This is a genomic window from Pseudomonas sp. ZS1P83 (assembly GCF_054897825.1).
The window spans coordinates 1133292-1149998 of record NZ_CM142706.1 but is presented as its reverse complement, the minus strand read 5'-3'; the positions used below and the strand labels follow the sequence as shown (position 1 = coordinate 1149998).

General features: G+C 47.8%; 13 protein-coding genes and 2 pseudogenes. 10 read left to right on the top strand and 5 right to left on the bottom strand.

The features are described from left to right. Positions 1-283 precede the first annotated feature (283 nt). The 6 genes from ACYZT0_RS05535 to ACYZT0_RS05510 all read left to right on the top strand — a co-directional run bounded on the left by ACYZT0_RS05535 (position 284) and on the right by ACYZT0_RS05510 (position 7293). Positions 284-1309, top strand: coding sequence for a glycosyltransferase (locus ACYZT0_RS05535; RefSeq protein WP_462044963.1), 1026 nt, complete (start codon positions 284-286; stop codon positions 1307-1309). After that, positions 1309-2466 carry an FAD-dependent oxidoreductase gene (locus ACYZT0_RS05530; protein WP_462044962.1) on the top strand — a complete coding sequence of 386 codons (1158 nt, stop codon included), beginning with the start codon at positions 1309-1311 and terminating at the stop codon, positions 2464-2466. The genes ACYZT0_RS05535 and ACYZT0_RS05530 overlap by 1 nt, the downstream gene beginning before the upstream one ends. Next, entirely contained in the window at positions 2463-3200 is a 738-nt protein-coding gene (locus ACYZT0_RS05525) for a glycosyltransferase (RefSeq protein WP_462044961.1), read from the top strand. Before ACYZT0_RS05530 ends, ACYZT0_RS05525 begins: the two co-directional genes overlap by 4 nt. Positions 3201-3202: 2 nt before the next feature. Further along, entirely contained in the window at positions 3203-4144 is a 942-nt protein-coding gene (locus ACYZT0_RS05520; RefSeq protein ID WP_462044960.1) for an aldo/keto reductase, read from the top strand. Between the two features lie 15 nt (positions 4145-4159). Then, positions 4160-4528, top strand: coding sequence for a GtrA family protein (locus ACYZT0_RS05515; protein ID WP_462044959.1), 369 nt, complete (start codon positions 4160-4162; stop codon positions 4526-4528). An 872-nt stretch (positions 4529-5400) separates the two neighbouring features. Then, the gene (locus tag ACYZT0_RS05510; RefSeq protein ID WP_462044958.1) at positions 5401-7293 is read left to right on the top strand and encodes a hypothetical protein; all 1893 of its coding nucleotides are present in this window, start codon (positions 5401-5403) and stop codon (positions 7291-7293) included. Between the two features lie 449 nt (positions 7294-7742). On the opposite strand, the pseudogene ACYZT0_RS05505 reads toward ACYZT0_RS05510, so the two are convergent. After that, positions 7743-8066, bottom strand: a pseudogene (locus tag ACYZT0_RS05505) (transposase); the annotation flags it as partial. Between the two features lie 14 nt (positions 8067-8080). Here ACYZT0_RS05505 and tnpB (ACYZT0_RS05500) point away from each other — a divergent pair. From tnpB (ACYZT0_RS05500) to tnpC, 4 genes and pseudogenes are all read left to right on the top strand, one after another. Next, on the top strand, positions 8081-8440 hold the full coding sequence (gene tnpB / locus ACYZT0_RS05500; protein WP_076962084.1) for an IS66 family insertion sequence element accessory protein TnpB: 360 nt from the start codon (positions 8081-8083) through the stop codon (positions 8438-8440). A gap of 17 nt (positions 8441-8457) precedes the next feature. Continuing rightward, positions 8458-9120 (top strand): annotated as a pseudogene (locus ACYZT0_RS05495) (transposase); the annotation flags it as partial. 87 nt (positions 9121-9207) lie between these two features. Continuing rightward, positions 9208-9567, top strand: coding sequence for an IS66 family insertion sequence element accessory protein TnpB (gene tnpB / locus ACYZT0_RS05490; protein ID WP_076962084.1), 360 nt, complete (start codon positions 9208-9210; stop codon positions 9565-9567). Between the two features lie 17 nt (positions 9568-9584). Further along, positions 9585-11120 (top strand): IS66 family transposase, encoded by a 1536-nt coding sequence (tnpC, locus tag ACYZT0_RS05485; RefSeq protein WP_462044750.1) that lies wholly within the window; start codon positions 9585-9587, stop codon positions 11118-11120. Positions 11121-11224: 104 nt separating this feature from the next. Here tnpC and tnpB (ACYZT0_RS05480) read toward each other — a convergent pair whose 3' ends face one another. The 4 genes from tnpB (ACYZT0_RS05480) to ACYZT0_RS05465 all read right to left on the bottom strand — a co-directional run bounded on the left by tnpB (ACYZT0_RS05480) (position 11225) and on the right by ACYZT0_RS05465 (position 16706). Continuing rightward, positions 11225-11563 carry an IS66 family insertion sequence element accessory protein TnpB gene (gene tnpB, locus ACYZT0_RS05480; protein ID WP_462044957.1) on the bottom strand — a complete coding sequence of 113 codons (339 nt, stop codon included), beginning with the start codon at positions 11561-11563 and terminating at the stop codon, positions 11225-11227. An 89-nt stretch (positions 11564-11652) separates the two neighbouring features. Then, positions 11653-12624, bottom strand: coding sequence for a UDP-glucose 4-epimerase family protein (locus tag ACYZT0_RS05475; protein ID WP_462044956.1), 972 nt, complete (start codon positions 12622-12624; stop codon positions 11653-11655). A gap of 127 nt (positions 12625-12751) precedes the next feature. Next, positions 12752-13942, bottom strand: coding sequence for a glycosyl transferase (locus ACYZT0_RS05470; RefSeq protein WP_462044955.1), 1191 nt, complete (start codon positions 13940-13942; stop codon positions 12752-12754). Between the two features lies 1 nt (position 13943). Next, positions 13944-16706, bottom strand: a complete 2763-nt coding sequence (locus tag ACYZT0_RS05465; RefSeq protein WP_462044954.1) for an FkbM family methyltransferase — start codon at positions 16704-16706, stop codon at positions 13944-13946. Between the last annotated feature and the right edge of the window lies 1 nt (position 16707).

The window sequence follows — 16707 nt, the reverse complement described above, 5'->3', positions numbered from 1 at the left end:
CCATTTGCACTGATATCGACCACACGCCATTTTGCACGGCCGAACCGAACCAGCCACGTATACCTGTGATTGCCAAAGTGATAAAGAATACACGATGTATCATGGCGTCGTGCGTGGGGAAAGATCGATTCAAGAAGCCCTGAAATGCTGCGTCTACGCATGGTTGCCTGGAAAAGGCCATGAACGAAAAGAGTGACGTCCTCTTCCCTGCAGATTAAGATTACGCGCTTTTTTTCGAAAATATGGACGACAGCCAAATGGCGGGCGTCTGGAGGAACTCTAAATGGTCTTTTTTCCGGTATTTCTCTCGGTTGTGTTTGTTGTGCGCAACCAATCAAACCATATAGGAAGTATCCTGGCAGATGCGGTCGAACGGATGTCTTCGCTCGTTAGTGATTACGAACTAATTGTTGTCGACAATGCCTCGGACGATGAAAGTATATCAATACTAAAAAATCTGACTGCCGAAAACGGCCTCCCAAATTTGCAAGTTTACGCACTGACCAAGGAAGTCGACACTGACACCGCATCCTGGGCGGGTCTGGAAAACGCCTTGGGGGACTTCGTGGTCGTGATCGATCCGTTGGCCGATGACATCGCCTTTCTGCCCAAAATGCTCGATAAGGCAACCAGTGGAGCGGACGTGGTATTTGCCAACAACAAGCAAAAGCCACCACAAAGCTTCGCTTACGAGACCGCCTACAAAATATTCAACAAGGTCTACAAGTCATTCAACGGCATTCATCTGGCCACCGAAGCGCCCCAGTATCGCCTGCTCAGCAAACGAGTGATCAACTTCATCCTGCAACACCCGCAGCCTTCAGTCACCTACCGACACCTTCCGGCCACCGGTGGGTTTGCTCGCGCCAATCTGGAATACAGCTCCAAGCCTCGAGTGACACAAACCAAGCGCCTGCGAGAGAGCATGGACAGGGGCATGCTGTTATTGGTCTCAACGACTCGAGCCCCGATGCGTTTAGTCACCTCGCTCTCGTTGTTTGGTGCCATCGCAAACTTGATCTACTCGTTTTATGTCGTCGCCAGTGGCTTCCTGAATCCACATATTGCACCAGGCTGGATCAGTCTTTCTCTGCAACAGTCCGGCATGTTCTTCCTGATATCGCTGGTTCTCATGGTGCTTGGAGAATACATCCTGCACATGACCAGCCTATCGAATGAAGGTCCGCTGTATCACATCGCCCAAGAGTTCACGAGCGCGCGCATTACGCGGCTCGAAAAACTGAACATTGAGGAAGTAGCTTCCCGCACGCCTCCTCCTTCCCCGTCTGCATCTGGACGAGTAGCCTGATGGCACCTGATAACACACAAGATGCAGTTGTCATCGGAGGGGGGTTTTACGGTGCGGCAATCGCCGTCTACCTGGCCAAGCAGCGCGGCATGAAACGTGTAACCTTGATCGAACGTGAATCCACGCTGTTGTCTCGCGCCTCGTACAACAACCAGGCACGCGTACACAATGGCTATCACTACCCGCGAAGCTTCACCACGGCATACCGCAGTCGCATCAACTTGCCAAAATTCGTTCAAGACTGGCCTGACGCGGTCAAGCAAGACTTCACCAAGCTGTATGCCATTGCCCGGCGCAACTCCAAAGTAACGGCCAACCAGTTTGAACGCTTTTACCGAGAAATCGGCGCCAGGATCGAACCAGCCGCCCCTGCCCTACGGGCGTTATTTGAACCACGACTGATCGAAGAGGTTTTTCTGGTTGAAGAATATGCATTCAATACCACTGAACTGGCTCGATGGGCCCAGCTTGAACTGAACGAAAGTGGAGTGAACATTCGCCTGCAGACACGGGCTGTTGCAATTTCCAACAGCTCTGACAACACTCTGAATGTCACCCTCGCGCCCGATGGCAAAACGCACGAACTAATCACCTGCCGATATGTTTTCAATTGTACCTATAGCGGTCTCAATCAGTTTGGCGGTGACTTTCCAGGTACACAGACGGGCTTGAAGCAGGAAGTTACAGAAATGGCGCTGATGCAGGTACCGCCAGTGCTTCAGGACGTGGGGATTACCGTTATGGACGGGCCATTTTTTTCCATCATGCCGTTTCCTGCCCGAGGCCTGCATACAGTCTCGCACGTACGGTACACACCTCACTTGCACTGGACTGACGAGCCGGGTAGCGACCCGTACCAAAAGCTGGACAATTACGATCGAGCAACCCGTGTCGATCGCATGATTCGCGATATAGGTCGCTATCTGCCATCGGCACTGGATGCCAAGTATGTAGAATCACTTTTTGAAGTGAAAACCATTCTTATAAAGAATGAAGGCGACGATGGCAGACCCATTCTGTTCGAAAAACACGATGTGCTTCCGGGGTGCTACTCAATCTTGGGTGGGAAAATCGATAACATTTATGATGTTTTGGAAAAGCTAGAAACTGAAAATCTCGTCAGCACCCAAACCAACCTTTCAGAGCAAAGAAGATGAATGTATCGATCGAAATTACCATTCCCATCCTGAACGAAGAAGCGACGCTGGCGGATCAAGTCAATAAAACCCATGACTATATCCTCACTAACCTGACGGATATTGGCGATATCCATATCGTCCTGGCCGACAATGGATCAACCGACAAAACGCAAGAAATTGCCCGTGAGCTGGAAAGCACGCTGCCCGGTGTGAAGTATCTGCGCCTGGAAGAACGTGGCGTTGGCCGCGCCCTCAAAGCGTCCTGGACACAATCCACCGCAGACATTGTCGGCTACATGGATCTGGACCTGGCAACCGACTTGCTCCACCTGCGCCCAGCGCTGGAAGCACTCAAAGCGAACAGCGCTGACATCGTCACTGGGTCTCGTCTCGCAAAGGGAGCGAAAGTAATTGGTCGAAGTCCTATGAGGAACGTTACAAGCTTTGGCTTCAACTATATTGTGAAACTTATTTTCAATACCTCGTTCAGTGACGGCATGTGCGGATTCAAATTTCTACAGCGAAACACTCTCGGATCGCTAATGAAATCCGGCGCGCAAAGTGATGGCTGGTTCTTCGCCACCGAAATCCTGGTCACTGGCGAACACCTGAAATACCGTGTACTGGATCTGCCGGTCACCTGGACCGATGACCCTAATTCAAAAGTCAAAATCATCAAATTGATCATTGAATACCTAAAGGCAATGTTCTCCTTGCGCCAGCGCCTGAACAACACCAAGCCTGGAGCATGACCATGTCGACGTTCACGCCTGACAACAAAAAACTGGTGCTGGGCACGGCACTCTGGGGCTGGGGCATAGAGCGCCGCGAAGCGTATCAGCTCCTCGAACACTTCTTGCAACGTGGCGGCAGCATTGTCGATACCGCAACCAATTACCCTATCAACAAGCACAAGGAACACTTTGGACTTGCGGTTAGCTGGATGGCTGACTGGGTACAGCAACACGGTGACAGCAGCCTTGAGTTAATAGTAAAAATTGGCTCCAGAGACAATATGGGATCCCCTGATGTCAACCTCACGCCCGACCATATCGAGCGAGCTGCCGACACCTTGAATAATCAGTTTGCCAATGCACTGTCTTGCATCTCGATCCACTGGGACAACAGGGCAGATGACGAGCACCAAATGGCAGCCATTGCGCAAACCGTCGAGGCCATGTCAAAGCTAGAGCAAGCAGGGTTGTCCATTGGCTTGTCGGGCATAAAGTATCCGCAACTTTATTTCAAGGCCGACCCGACCCTGGCAGAAAAGTGGATCATCCAGGTCAAAGAAAACTTCATGACACACGCCGCACGCGAGGCCTACCAAACATGGTTTCCGAAGGCAAAGTATCTTGCTTACGGGATCAACTTGGGTGGACTGAAAATCGAAGCGCCGAAAACAAATAGCTCAATAGAACTGCGACAGATAAATATCCCGCAATTGCTGACTGAGAGGCTTGGACACTTCCTCAATTCAAACCATGGGTTCGAGCCACGCCCCATGACACTCAATGAATTAGCATTGGCCGCATCTTATGTAAACCCTGTGTTGTCTGGAGTGGTGATAGGACCAAGAAACCTTGAACAGTTGGAAAACACCCTCGGCTATTGGGAATCGTTAAATGAATACGCAAACAAATCCGTAAACGTGCAAATTTTCAATCAATTGTCTAAAGAATTATCGCCCATCTAGGAAGCCTCGCACACCATGCAAGCCCTAAGGTATATTTTTGCAGGCGTAGCCAATACAGCAATTGGCTACGGAGTATTTTTAGCACTGATGATTCTGTTCAACACAAAACCTGCATACGCTAACGCTATCGGCTATGGTGTTGCGTTGATTGTAGCTTTTGTACTTAACAAAATTTTCGTATTTAACCAGTCAACAACTGACCGAAGCACGATTCCGAAATTCATTCTCGCCTTTGCCATCTCTTTTGCTATAAATCAGTTGGTACTATTGATCGTTTACCGAGGGATGGGTGTACGCCCCGAAATAGCGCAAATTTTCGCAATGGTCTCGTACACAGTAGTCTTTTATTTTCTCAACAAAAAATTTGTATTCAACAAAAACTAAAGCCAGTCATAGGCAGACTAAAAATCATCAAGGCACAAGCAGCGCAGAAAATAGTAGTAATAGATCAAAAACTTACTTACCCCACTCAAAACGCAGCCAAGTATTCCACCGCCACTTTTAGCGCCTTCATTATCTTCATAAACAATATTACAGAATACGCTCCCTTACGCGTAATAAAAAAGTGGAACCTCCAATAGAAAATTAGGAACCACAAATCGCGCTATGCAGAAATTAAATTATGATTGCACGGAGACCGTTCGAAACGACTTACTCTTTTGTGGCCTCTCTGCGTCTCCCGACTGCACGTGTTTGATAGGTGAAAGGGGAACTGCATCATCGACATGTGAGCTCTCCAACGCCTTCAGCATATTCATGCGTTCGATTATATCAATGGCTGGGCATTACTAGGCCATCGCTCCCAAATGATCACACTTGAGACTGATAATATTGCCATTCCAGAGCACCTTCGGAGCTCTCAACTGCTCGAGCAGCGCAGGGTCATCAGTAAGGCTTAATTTACAGTTCGATCAGAGCCGCAAGGACTTCGATGGACTTTTGGAAGTCTATGGGCTTCGGGCTGAGATAAATTATTTGACGCTCACGTCAGGGACGCATCATTGCAGCGGCCCCGGAAAGAGATCGGAAGCATGGCTTCAGGTCTCAATGGACGGCTTTGAACGTGTAGGCGATGGTTCCCTTACGGAGGCACAAGAAATCTCACTCCCTTTCACGTTACGATCAGGTTAATATTAGCTTTCATCCGGCGCTCCTAAACCTTGGTTTAGACTTGTCTAGCCAAAAGCGATGACCGCCCCTCTAAAAAGTTAGAGTATAAAATCCATTTTCAACAAAACACGATAGGCATTGGAAGCATGAACTTACCATCAGTGCAATTTTTAAAAAAAACAATGATCTTCTACCTGACTTCCCTGATTATTTCTGGATTAGTTATTTTCGGCATCAGCTTAATACACAAGGATACGATCGTCTTTTTCGTTGATGCAAAAACATCCGACTTTATACAGCTCTATTTTCCAGTAAACTCAATGTACACTGAAGAATTTAGTGAGCGGAAAGTATACAACGGAAGCTCAACGCGCGGAGTCGAATTTACTATTGCAGGGAAAAATTTAGACCATGTTCGCGTAGACCCGGCGGACAAACCATTAGAGATCATAGTTAAGAGAATAGAAGTTCGATACCTCTTCAATAGCAAGATTTTTTTGCCAAGTGAACTATTAGATCGTATTGTACCCAAGCAAGGTATCGATTCAGTAACAATAGGGCGGGCGGGTCTTGAAATTATAACCAGTGGTAACGATCCACAATTTGAACTATCAATTCACAATCAGCTGAGTTTTCGCGAAAAGACAAAGCCATTCACGGTTATACTCGCACTATCTCTAGTTATATACTTCACAATGCTTGCTTTCTCAGTAAAAAATATACATCAGCTACCAAAAGCAATAGCATTGATTGCGGTTCCTACCGTTATTTCCTTAGTAGTTTCCTGGTCATTTTACCCAGGATTCATGACATTCGATACATTTCATGCATTAGATGGCGCTCGAGATGAGGTGACAGACTCTACTTGGCCGCCAATGATTAGTTATATCTGGAGATTGATCGATGTAATTTCACAGAACCCAATGGTTATGCATTTTGCGCAGGTACTACTTTTATTGTTATCTTTCTTTTATATAGCACAATATTTTTCCAAGAATTTTAGATATACATTTTTACTTGTAATATTTTATCTAAGCATTCCAGTTATACTTGGAACCCTGGCAGCAATTTGGAAGGATGTCCTAATGACCTCTTTTCTATTGGCAAGCTTTGCAACAGCTTTGGCGATGAAATCCACAGAGCGAAAGCTACCCTTTATTGCTTTATCTATACTTACAGTAGCGTTAATTTTTTTGGGTGTTGCATCTAGGCATAACGCTATTACGGCAGCTATTCCTCTAATTTTTTACCTAGCGTGGATCATATCTTGCCGTAAATCAATAAAACGCGCTCAGACTATAATTACCTTTCTGTGCCTAGGAATATTGTTGACAGTAGGAATATACTCTGCAAAAATCCAACTAGATAGATACTCACTTCCAGAATTTCACAAGCTAAAGGGGGCCACCGCTCTAATAAGGGTAACTAGATCGATGGACATAGCCGGCGCAAGTATCTGCTTAAATAGAAATCTATTTAAAGAGCAGTCCCCTCATCTAACGTTGGAAGGCATAAGTGAAAATTACGACCCTCGACACTCAAACCTCTCGCTAGATTTTATCAACAATGTGAATTTTGATAACACACTAGATCAATTGTGGATCAGCACTGCGATAACCCACCCAATCTGCTTCCTCTATAATAAATTTCAACTAACAAGACAGTTAATTGGCGCGCATGACGGAAATCAATTTATAATAATTGCCCCGGAGATTGAAGAAAATACCTACGGATATAGCCTGCCGAAATCGACAATAAGGGAGAATCTCGTTAATTATGTAATTGATTACTCCAGCAAAAGCCTACTTAAACCTTGGTTTATATATTTTGTCTGTTTGGTATTACTTACGCTCCTCTTATTTATCGGTAGAATAAATCTTGAGTTGGTAATAATTCTTCTGTCTGCCACTTTGTACCTTGGAGGTCTTGTGGCTTTCGGAAATGCCGCTGATGCCCGCCTGCTATTTTACACTACGACACTAATTATATTGGGCGGTTTTATTGGCATAACCCGATTAACGAGACCTATAAATAAGTAACATCAGAAATTTTCAGACATGCAAAATGTAAAGCTCATTTCAATGTGAGCTTTACATTACTCGTTGGCGTTATAGTTTTCATGTGCCTCGAAGAGGCACTCACGCAAGCTATAACTTTGAACAAGCCAGTATAAAGCGAGGCACTAGGTTAAAATATTTTACATACTTCAGACGCAAGTAAAAAGTCTACCTAGCGCAGTAAATACAGAGTGTTGTTTGCAAATTGAGACTCTCGTAATTAAGAGGCGCCTGAAAGTTGGCAACACTGTTCTGGCTACCCATGTAACGCGAACCCCGCGACCTAGGGAAGGTCTGAAGTACCCACCGATTTTTCATGCCCTCGCTACTTGAGGCTCAAAAATCATAAGTCGGTCGAAAATCAGACCTTTCTTGCCCTTAATTCATGGTTCTTTCCTCTGAACGCGCTGTTTCAGGGCGATCAGCCTGCATTACAGACGCACCTCGCCCATACCCATCAACCGTTTTCGCACCATCCACAAGTTCGACAAAGCGAACAACGTTGTCTGCTGCGCGATGTTTTTCGACAAACCACGAAAGCGCACTTTCGTATAACCAAACTGGCGCTTGATCACGCGAAACGGATGCTCAACCTTGGCCCGCACCTGCGCTTTCGCGTATTCGATCTTGCGTCGCATGCGCCCGATCAGACTCTTTTTTGCGTGCTTTTTATAGCTGTTTGGCCGTAAGCGATCCACCGTACCCACATTCAAAGCCGCCAGTTGAAGCCTGATGCTGTGCTCTTGATCTCTTTCAGGAGCTCGCAACCATGATGCGTCCCGACGCCAAAGTCGAAAAAGTTTATCTGTACCCCAAACCCGTGGACTTCCGAAAATCCATCGACGGCCTGTCCGCCCTCGTCGAATTGGATATCAAGGTCGCGGTGTTCGATCCCGTGCTTTTCGTTTTTCTGAATCGCCACCGTAATCGAGTAAAAATCCTCTATTGGGAGCGCAACGGCTTTTGCCTTTGGCTCAAGCGCCTGGAGTCCGAACGTTTCAAAACATCACCTGAGCTCAGCGATGAAGCTATCGTGCTGAGCGTGCAAGAGTTGAACTGGTTACTGGACGGCTTTGACCTCTGGCGCAACCGCCCACATCAAGTTTTAACCCCTCGATTCGTCGCCTGATCGGATATAATCCGGGCATGAATTTGATGCCCGAAATGCTCCCTGATGATCCTGTTCTGCTCAAGCAAATGCTTGTGCAGATGCTCAGTGAGCGTCAGTTGGACAAGGGCCAGATTGTTGATCTGAAAGAACAGATCAAGTTGCTACGTGACCGTTTATTTGGCCGCAAATCCGAGCAGACGGTCGACGCTGAGACACCGCAATTGGCGCTGTTCAACGAAGCCGAAAGCGTTGCCGTGCTGGAAGAAGGTATTGCTGAAGACGAAGAAGTCGTTGCCCCGACCCAGCGCCGCGGTAAACGCAAACCGCTATCCGCCGACCTGCCGCGCATTGAAGTCATCCACGAACTGCCCGAACACGAACTGACTTGCCTTTGCGGTTGCCGCAAACACGTCATCGGCGAAGAAACCAGCGAACAGCTGGAAATCGTGCCGATGCAGATCCGCGTCATCAAACACATCCGCAAGGTCTACGCGTGCCGTGGTTGTGAAACGGCACCGGTCACTGCTGACAAACCGGCACAACTGATCGAAAAGAGCATGGCCAGTCCCAGCGTCCTGGCGATGCTGCTGACCACCAAATACGTCGACGGTTTGCCACTGTATCGGTTCGAAAAAGTACTTGGCCGACACGGCGTCGATATCCCCCGACAAACCTTGGCGCGCTGGGTGATCCAGTGCGGCGTAAGCGATCCACCGTACCCACATTCAAAGCCGCCAGTTGAAGCCTGATGCTGTGCTCTTGATCTCTTTCAGGAGCTCGCAACCATGATGCGTCCCGACGCCAAAGTCGAAAAAGTTTATCTGTACCCCAAACCCGTGGACTTCCGAAAATCCATCGACGGCCTGTCCGCCCTCGTCGAATTGGATATCAAGGTCGCGGTGTTCGATCCCGTGCTTTTCGTTTTTCTGAATCGCCACCGTAATCGAGTAAAAATCCTCTATTGGGAGCGCAACGGCTTTTGCCTTTGGCTCAAGCGCCTGGAGTCCGAACGTTTCAAAACATCACCTGAGCTCAGCGATGAAGCTATCGTGCTGAGCGTGCAAGAGTTGAACTGGTTACTGGACGGCTTTGACCTCTGGCGCAACCGCCCACATCAAGTTTTAACCCCTCGATTCGTCGCCTGATCGGATATAATCCGGGCATGAATTTGATGCCCGAAATGCTCCCTGATGATCCTGTTCTGCTCAAGCAAATGCTTGTGCAGATGCTCAGTGAGCGTCAGTTGGACAAGGGCCAGATTGTTGATCTGAAAGAACAGATCAAGTTGCTACGTGACCGTTTATTTGGCCGCAAATCCGAGCAGACGGTCGACGCTGAGACACCGCAATTGGCGCTGTTCAACGAAGCCGAAAGCGTTGCCGTGCTGGAAGAAGGTATTGCTGAAGACGAAGAAGTCGTTGCCCCGACCCAGCGCCGCGGTAAACGCAAACCGCTATCCGCCGACCTGCCGCGCATTGAAGTCATCCACGAACTGCCCGAACACGAACTGACTTGCCTTTGCGGTTGCCGCAAACACGTCATCGGCGAAGAAACCAGCGAACAGCTGGAAATCGTGCCGATGCAGATCCGCGTCATCAAACACATCCGCAAGGTCTACGCGTGCCGTGGTTGTGAAACGGCACCGGTCACTGCTGACAAACCGGCACAACTGATCGAAAAGAGCATGGCCAGTCCCAGCGTCCTGGCGATGCTGCTGACCACCAAATACGTCGACGGTTTGCCACTGTATCGGTTCGAAAAAGTACTTGGCCGACACGGCGTCGATATCCCCCGACAAACCTTGGCGCGCTGGGTGATCCAGTGCGGCGAACACTTGCAACCGTTGCTGAATTTGATGCGCGACCGATTGCTGGAAAGTCCGGTGATCCACTGCGACGAAACGCGGGTACAAGTGCTGAAGGAACCGGATCGAGATCCGACCAGCCAGTCTTGGATGTGGGTCCAAGCCAGCGGCCCGCTTGAGCGCCCGGTTGTCCTGTTTGACTACACCACCAGCCGAGCGCAGGAGGTGCCGTTGCGCCTGCTTGCCGATTATCGCGGCTACCTGATGACCGACGATTACGCCGGCTATAACGCCTTGGGCGCGCAGCCAGGTGTCGAGCGTTTGGGCTGCTGGGCGCATGCGCGACGTAAGTTCGTCGATGCGCAAAAAGTGCAGCCCAAGGGTAAGACCGGGCGAGCCGACATCGCGCTGAACCTGATCAATAAACTCTACGGCATCGAGCGCGAGCTCAAAGAGGCCAGCGACGACCAGCGCTTTAGCGCTCGACAGGAAAAAAGCCTGCCGGTACTCGCAGAACTAAAAAGCTGGCTGGAGAAAACCCATCCCCAGGTGACGACGCAAAGTGCCTTGGGCAAAGCCGTCGGTTATCTGGCCAGCAACTGGAGCAAGCTTGAGCGTTACACCGAGGCTGGCTTCCTGCCCATTGATAACAATAGGGCCGAGCGAGCGGTAAAACCCTTTGTGATCGGTCGCAAAAATTGGATGTTCAGCGACACGCCCAAGGGCGCGACGGCCAGTGCGCAGATCTATAGCCTGGTCGAAACTGCCAAAGCCAACGGCCAAGAGCCCTATACGTGGCTGCGCGACGTACTTGAACGCCTGCCACAAGCTACTTCGGTAGAAGACTTCGAAGCCTTGCTGCCGTGGAACTGTTCCCCGACTATCTTGCGCTAAATGCACACATCGGTTTTTTGCCATGTGTGGTTTACGGGTCGCTTACCTTCGGTAGAAGACTTCGAAGCCTTGCTGCCGTGGAACTGTTCCCCGACTATCTTGCGCTAAATGCACACATCGGTTTTTTGCCATGTGTGGTTTATGGGTCGCTTACAGTTCAGTTCCTGAACGGTCAGCACGATAGCCTCGTCCACCTCATCAGGTGAAATTTTAAAACGCTCGGACTCCAGGCGCTTGAGCCAAAGGCAGAAGCCGTTGCGCTCCCAGTACAACACTTTGACGCGGTTGCGGTGGCGATTTAGAAAGACGAAAAGCACGGGGTCGAACACCGCAACTTTGATGTCCAGTTCGACCAATGCAGCCAGGCCGTCGATGGACTTTCGAAAATCTACAGGCTTCGGGTAGAGGTACACTTTTTCAACGCTGACATTGGGACGCATCATGGTGATGGGCTCCTGATGGAAATCGGGAGCACAGCATCAGCCGTCAGCTATCCGCTGGAGTGTGGAGTTCATGGAGCGGATACCATTACTCATGACTTATGAGCTCTTAGAAAATGTTGAGCTGTTGAATATAGTGCCTCATCGACATCAACAGGCGGCGACCAGCCAAGTAGATTCTTCGTTTTACTAATATCGACTTGTAGCGAATCAAACAACCGAGTCGAAAGAGAACGTTTTTGCAACATTATCGCAGCGATTCTCATAAGCCAAACAGGAACAGGGATCAGCCTCGCCGGCTTTCCAAGAGAGCGTGCCAAATGATGGAGTAACTCGGTAGTAGACAAGTCTTGTCCATCACTAACTAGAAAAATCTCGTTTGCCGCATTTGGGTGTTCGAGACAGACACTGATCAGATCAACAAGATTATCTATCGCAACTAAGCTACGCTTATTGAAGACTGCACCAAACGGAAGTGGAATCCCACGATTCAACCAACTCATCATCGTTTTAAAGTTCGCCTTCACTCCTGGCCCATAAACTAGCGGAGGTCTAATAATGACAATCTGCATACCGGAGCTTTCAGAAATTTTATTCAACCCTGCTTCGGCCTCAAATTTGGAGATACCATATGGATCTGCAGGATTTGGAATATCATCGGCTGTAAAGGGTCGAGTGCTTCTTCCACCCTCACCATTAACTTTTATGGAGCTCAAGAAAATAAACCGTTTAACTCCGCAACTTGCAGCTTGGCGGGCTAGATTTAGGGTACCTTCCACATTAACCAACCTAAACATTGCCAGCTGATCGGACGCCAGATCATTCATTACGTGTACACGTGCCGCGGCATGAACAACCACATCAACTCCAGTCAAAGCGCTACAATAGTCCGTATCACGACTTAGACTGTCTACTTTACACTCTACAACACGCGATGGAAATTTGAAGTCACTTGATCTAACAACAGCGACTACATCGTAGCTCAATAAACCTGCCAATCGCATAATGAGTGCCGAACCAACAAAACCTGACGCACCAGTCACTAGAATTTTGGTTCGTTTCATAACGTTTTTACGTCCAAATTTAAACATTCAAATATATTTCGATCCTGCAAACAGCCAGAAAACCTTATGAACGCTGCAGTAGTCTGATATTTAGTCATGATCTACCGCAGGATCAATAAACAAAAACTTATCGAGTAATTACTTTCTTGATGAAGCCTATAACCCCGTCTCGCCTGATCACTCGGACCACAGTTTTAAAGTTTTGGCTAGCGGTTTTCGGCGACATAAAACTCCGTGCAACCTGGCTCCCTATACCTGGAGAAGTTACACCCCCATCTACAGGCTGATTCGAACCATCGTTGGTTTCGGCTTTCCACCAGCTGAAATAACTAGGTTCTTCCATGCTATAAGGAAACGGGAAAGCTTTTTGAACGTCAATTCTCTGCTGATAAAGGCGACGCGCCTTCGCTGGAATAGATTGGCCATTTTCAAAATTACCGTAAAACCAGCTTTTTAGCGTCGTATCGCCTTGCCCCTCAGCCTCAATATCTTTGGCATAACTATCCCACAACTCATGAGCAACAGCCTGGCTGGATGCATAACGCGTGAGCATCCCGAATCCTGCACCGCTATCATAGCCAGTGAAATGATAAAAACGCAGCGGAACGCCTGCAACCAAAAATACGCCACTGTCATCTTTGCTCAAAGGCCGATGGGCAATGTTCCAAGTGGCTACGTTGCATCCCGGATCTCTTACGATATGCAAGCCACTGAAAAATGCTGGGGCCAAGTCGCACCAACGCTGATCGGTAAAAATACCAGCAGGGATATCGTCACGGCAAAATAAGCGTAGGCGATTAGCCCACCATTGGATAAAGCCAAGGCCTTGACCGTCTGTACGGGCAGCAAAGAACCCCAGGTTATAGACACCGTGCTTCAAAGCTGAAAGTTCGTTATCACAAATTGCTGCAACGTCAGACTCCGCATCAAGCAAGTGAGGTGTCAACAGAATTTCATGTTTATCCAGAAGTTCATCGAGCATGGCTAGGGAGTTGAATACCTTGATATCCGGATCCAGATACATGATTTTATCAACGTTGGGGCGCTGGGCCATTACCTCCGCCGCAGTCCCCTTCACCGCCGTGCAAAGTTCTACTACCGTATGTCCAAACGCCCAGCGCTTCCAATCAGGAATGCCCAGGTTCTCAATAGTAAGGACCTCGTCGAACGGCTCTGCGCTCAGGTCAAAACCGACTGGCAGATCATCGGAATAGAGCAACACGAAAGTCCAGTCTGGGTGAAACTTTTTAACAGACTTCGCTAACACTCGAGCTTTAGGAAGGTAGCTTTTGGTGATAGAAGTATAGACAAGCATCATTTTATTCCTTTGCAGCTTTATAAATAGATTTAGCGGCAGTCAAAATCTCTTCGGGTGACGCACCGACAGGTACAACCTTACCCAGCCGATATTCCTTAACTCGCCGTCCCTGAGCGCCTATATCAAACGCGACAATAGGCACTCCCATCTCTATTGCTTCTGAAATTGTATAACTAAATGTCTCGGGAACAATGGACGCCATAAACACAACACTTACACCCAGCGAATCTATAAGCGAAGGCAACTCTTCAGGGGAATATCGCCCGTGAATCACTGCATTAGCAGGCAGTTGAGTATGGCTCTCACCGATCACTATCACCGGAACATCTAAATTTTCATCATCAATATAGGAACATAGTTCTTTAACGACATCTCCACCCTTAATATGAGAAAGGGTCCCTATAATGCCAATACTCAGAGCCCCTCCGAGATTAGTCCTTTCAGTACATTTGAAATGCTGTAATTCATGTGGCATCACATTGATCCTATCGTCCTCAATGATGAAATCCGTCCTTAATATTTCAATAGAAGACTCATCAAAACAGGTGATAACGTCACAGGCATCGAACAGACGTTGAAATGGGGCACGCCAAAGATCAATATCTGTTGCCATATCACTTTTTGTATACCAACTGTGATACCAGCTCAAATTTTTAGGAAGACATTTTTTACATACTTCGTGATCACTCGGGATACCGCAGAATTTTTGATCATGGTCAGACAAGTGAGGGGAGGGGCAAAGAGCATGAAAGTCATGAACCTTAAAATCGATACTACTACCGGACCGATTTTTTAGGTCAACAATTAGATCAATCGCCTTTTCGATAGGGCCATAGCCGTATAAAGAGTTGACTACGATCTTATTGACACGAGAGGCATTCAGGCACTTAAACAGATCTTCAAGGGAGGCCGCGACATAAAGAGAATTATTCGAGCCAGCGTTATTCCGGAGCTGAATGTACCAGTCCCCTCCCCAGCAATAGACTCTCAAAATCGACGCGTCTTCAGTGAGAGTCGATGCAATCAACTCAGAAGTATAAGTATTTGAGCCACCACCACCGTTGTGATCAAAAACTATTGTCTCTACGACGAGCTCAGAGCTTTTTAAAGCGTGTGTGAGCACCTCTATTTCGTTGGCACTCTGCTTTGCTTCAAAATTCACTATTTCAGTCGGAGAATTAGTTGCTTGGCGAAACATCTGAAGCTTACTTTTCAGCCCAGACATGCCGCCCGACCGAAACTCCATCCAAACAGTTCTGAAGAGTTTCTTAAAGCCTGCAAACCCCTGATTTTTTCGTATGTATGCGACTAAAATCGAATTTAACTTGACCATTTTGCGAAGAAATGCCGAGAATAATCTTACCGGTCGAGTAACTCGCCATGAAGTTGAAGAAAGTAGATTCTGAATGTCTGAATGCAGCGCGTATATTTGTTGCTGTCGTTGCTCAATCCCCGCAGAAAGCTCATTTAATTGCGATTCCAGAAGTATAACTTCCGCCTTTTTCTGCGCCAACGCTGCCTCGCTAGCCTGCTGAGACTCGTATCGCTCTTGGCGCTCCTGCAACTCATTGAGTTGCGATTCCAGAAGTGTAACTTCCGCCTTTTTCTGCGCCAACGCTGCCTCGCTAGCCTGCTGAGACTCGTTTCGCTCTTGGCGCTCCTGTAACTCATTGAGTTGCGATTCCATAAGTGTAACTTCCGCCGTTTTCTGCGCCAACGCTGCCTCGCTAGCCTGCTGAAACTCGTATCGCTCTTGCCGCTCCTGCAACTCATTGAGTTGCGATTCCAGAAGTGTAACTTCCGCCGTTTTCTGCGCCAACGCTGCCTCGCTAGCCTGCTGAGCCTCGTATCGCTCTTGCCGCTCTTGCAGAACCAAAGGGGATGGGAAATTAAGGCTCAGTCTCGATGCGGGGTTTGTATTGGACAAAACCTCATCGGCATATTGAGGTTTATGCAACAGTGGCAAAACAAAATCTTCCAAATCTTTTATTTCAAACAGCTCGTCGAAAGTCACTTCCGGATCTAAATCTGTAATTTTCGATATCGGAATCAACAACAATGAAACTTCTTTTGCATTACCAAAAATATTGTCGACAACACCATTGAAGTTTTCTGGATTATAGGCTGCCGATAAAAGTCCAAAAACGCGATATTTTAAAGGCTGACAAAACTCAAAAATCTCGTACCCAGAGGTCAGCGAATTGCACTCACAAAAGATCAACGGCTGATCTCTTGCAATCACTTCAATGGCCCCCTCTAGCACCCGCCGCTCCATCCCTTCAACGTCTAGTTTCATAAAATGAACCGCCGGCACATTAAGCTTATCCACAGTGGAAATATGCACGTCGTATATATTAGCTATCTCTTTTGGAACAACGTTATCAATAGAAAGGCCACCAAAGTTCACGGACTCTTTAATATCAATTGACTCTAGCGCAATAGAACCTGCCGCTTCGGCGAGTCCCATATTAAATGCCTGCACATGCTTAATTCCATTAGCTTCAATATTGGAACAAAGTATTTGATAGATTTCCTTGCGAGGTTCAAATGAGTAAACTTGGCCGCTGGTCCCCACGAACCGGGCAAATGCTAGCGTATGCGTGCCGATGAACGCTCCGATATCAAGCACATGCATCCCTGGCTTGACCAGTTTATGCAAAAAACTTAACTCACAACCTGCCCACTCGCCATAAAGAGACAGAGAGTGAGAAATAATTTTGTCCGCCGGTATTACGTTCATTTTGCCGTATTTTGTGGAAATCATC

What these genes read in the sequence shown, in the direction of transcription:
- tnpB (WP_462044957.1), bottom strand. Translation starts at nt 11,563, where the DNA reads ATGATGCGTCCCAATGTCAGCGTTGAAAAAGTGTACCTCTACCCGAAG.
- tnpB (WP_076962084.1), top strand. Translation starts at nt 8,081, where the DNA reads ATGATGCGTCCCGACGCCAAAGTCGAAAAAGTTTATCTGTACCCCAAA.
- ACYZT0_RS05475 (WP_462044956.1), bottom strand. Translation starts at nt 12,624, where the DNA reads ATGAAACGAACCAAAATTCTAGTGACTGGTGCGTCAGGTTTTGTTGGT.
- ACYZT0_RS05520 (WP_462044960.1), top strand. Translation starts at nt 3,203, where the DNA reads ATGTCGACGTTCACGCCTGACAACAAAAAACTGGTGCTGGGCACGGCA.
- tnpC (WP_462044750.1), top strand. Translation starts at nt 9,585, where the DNA reads ATGAATTTGATGCCCGAAATGCTCCCTGATGATCCTGTTCTGCTCAAG.
- ACYZT0_RS05470 (WP_462044955.1), bottom strand. Translation starts at nt 13,942, where the DNA reads ATGATGCTTGTCTATACTTCTATCACCAAAAGCTACCTTCCTAAAGCT.
- ACYZT0_RS05535 (WP_462044963.1), top strand. Translation starts at nt 284, where the DNA reads ATGGTCTTTTTTCCGGTATTTCTCTCGGTTGTGTTTGTTGTGCGCAAC.
- ACYZT0_RS05530 (WP_462044962.1), top strand. Translation starts at nt 1,309, where the DNA reads ATGGCACCTGATAACACACAAGATGCAGTTGTCATCGGAGGGGGGTTT.
- ACYZT0_RS05525 (WP_462044961.1), top strand. Translation starts at nt 2,463, where the DNA reads ATGAATGTATCGATCGAAATTACCATTCCCATCCTGAACGAAGAAGCG.
- ACYZT0_RS05465 (WP_462044954.1), bottom strand. Translation starts at nt 16,706, where the DNA reads ATGATTTCCACAAAATACGGCAAAATGAACGTAATACCGGCGGACAAA.
- ACYZT0_RS05510 (WP_462044958.1), top strand. Translation starts at nt 5,401, where the DNA reads ATGAACTTACCATCAGTGCAATTTTTAAAAAAAACAATGATCTTCTAC.
- tnpB (WP_076962084.1), top strand. Translation starts at nt 9,208, where the DNA reads ATGATGCGTCCCGACGCCAAAGTCGAAAAAGTTTATCTGTACCCCAAA.
- ACYZT0_RS05515 (WP_462044959.1), top strand. Translation starts at nt 4,160, where the DNA reads ATGCAAGCCCTAAGGTATATTTTTGCAGGCGTAGCCAATACAGCAATT.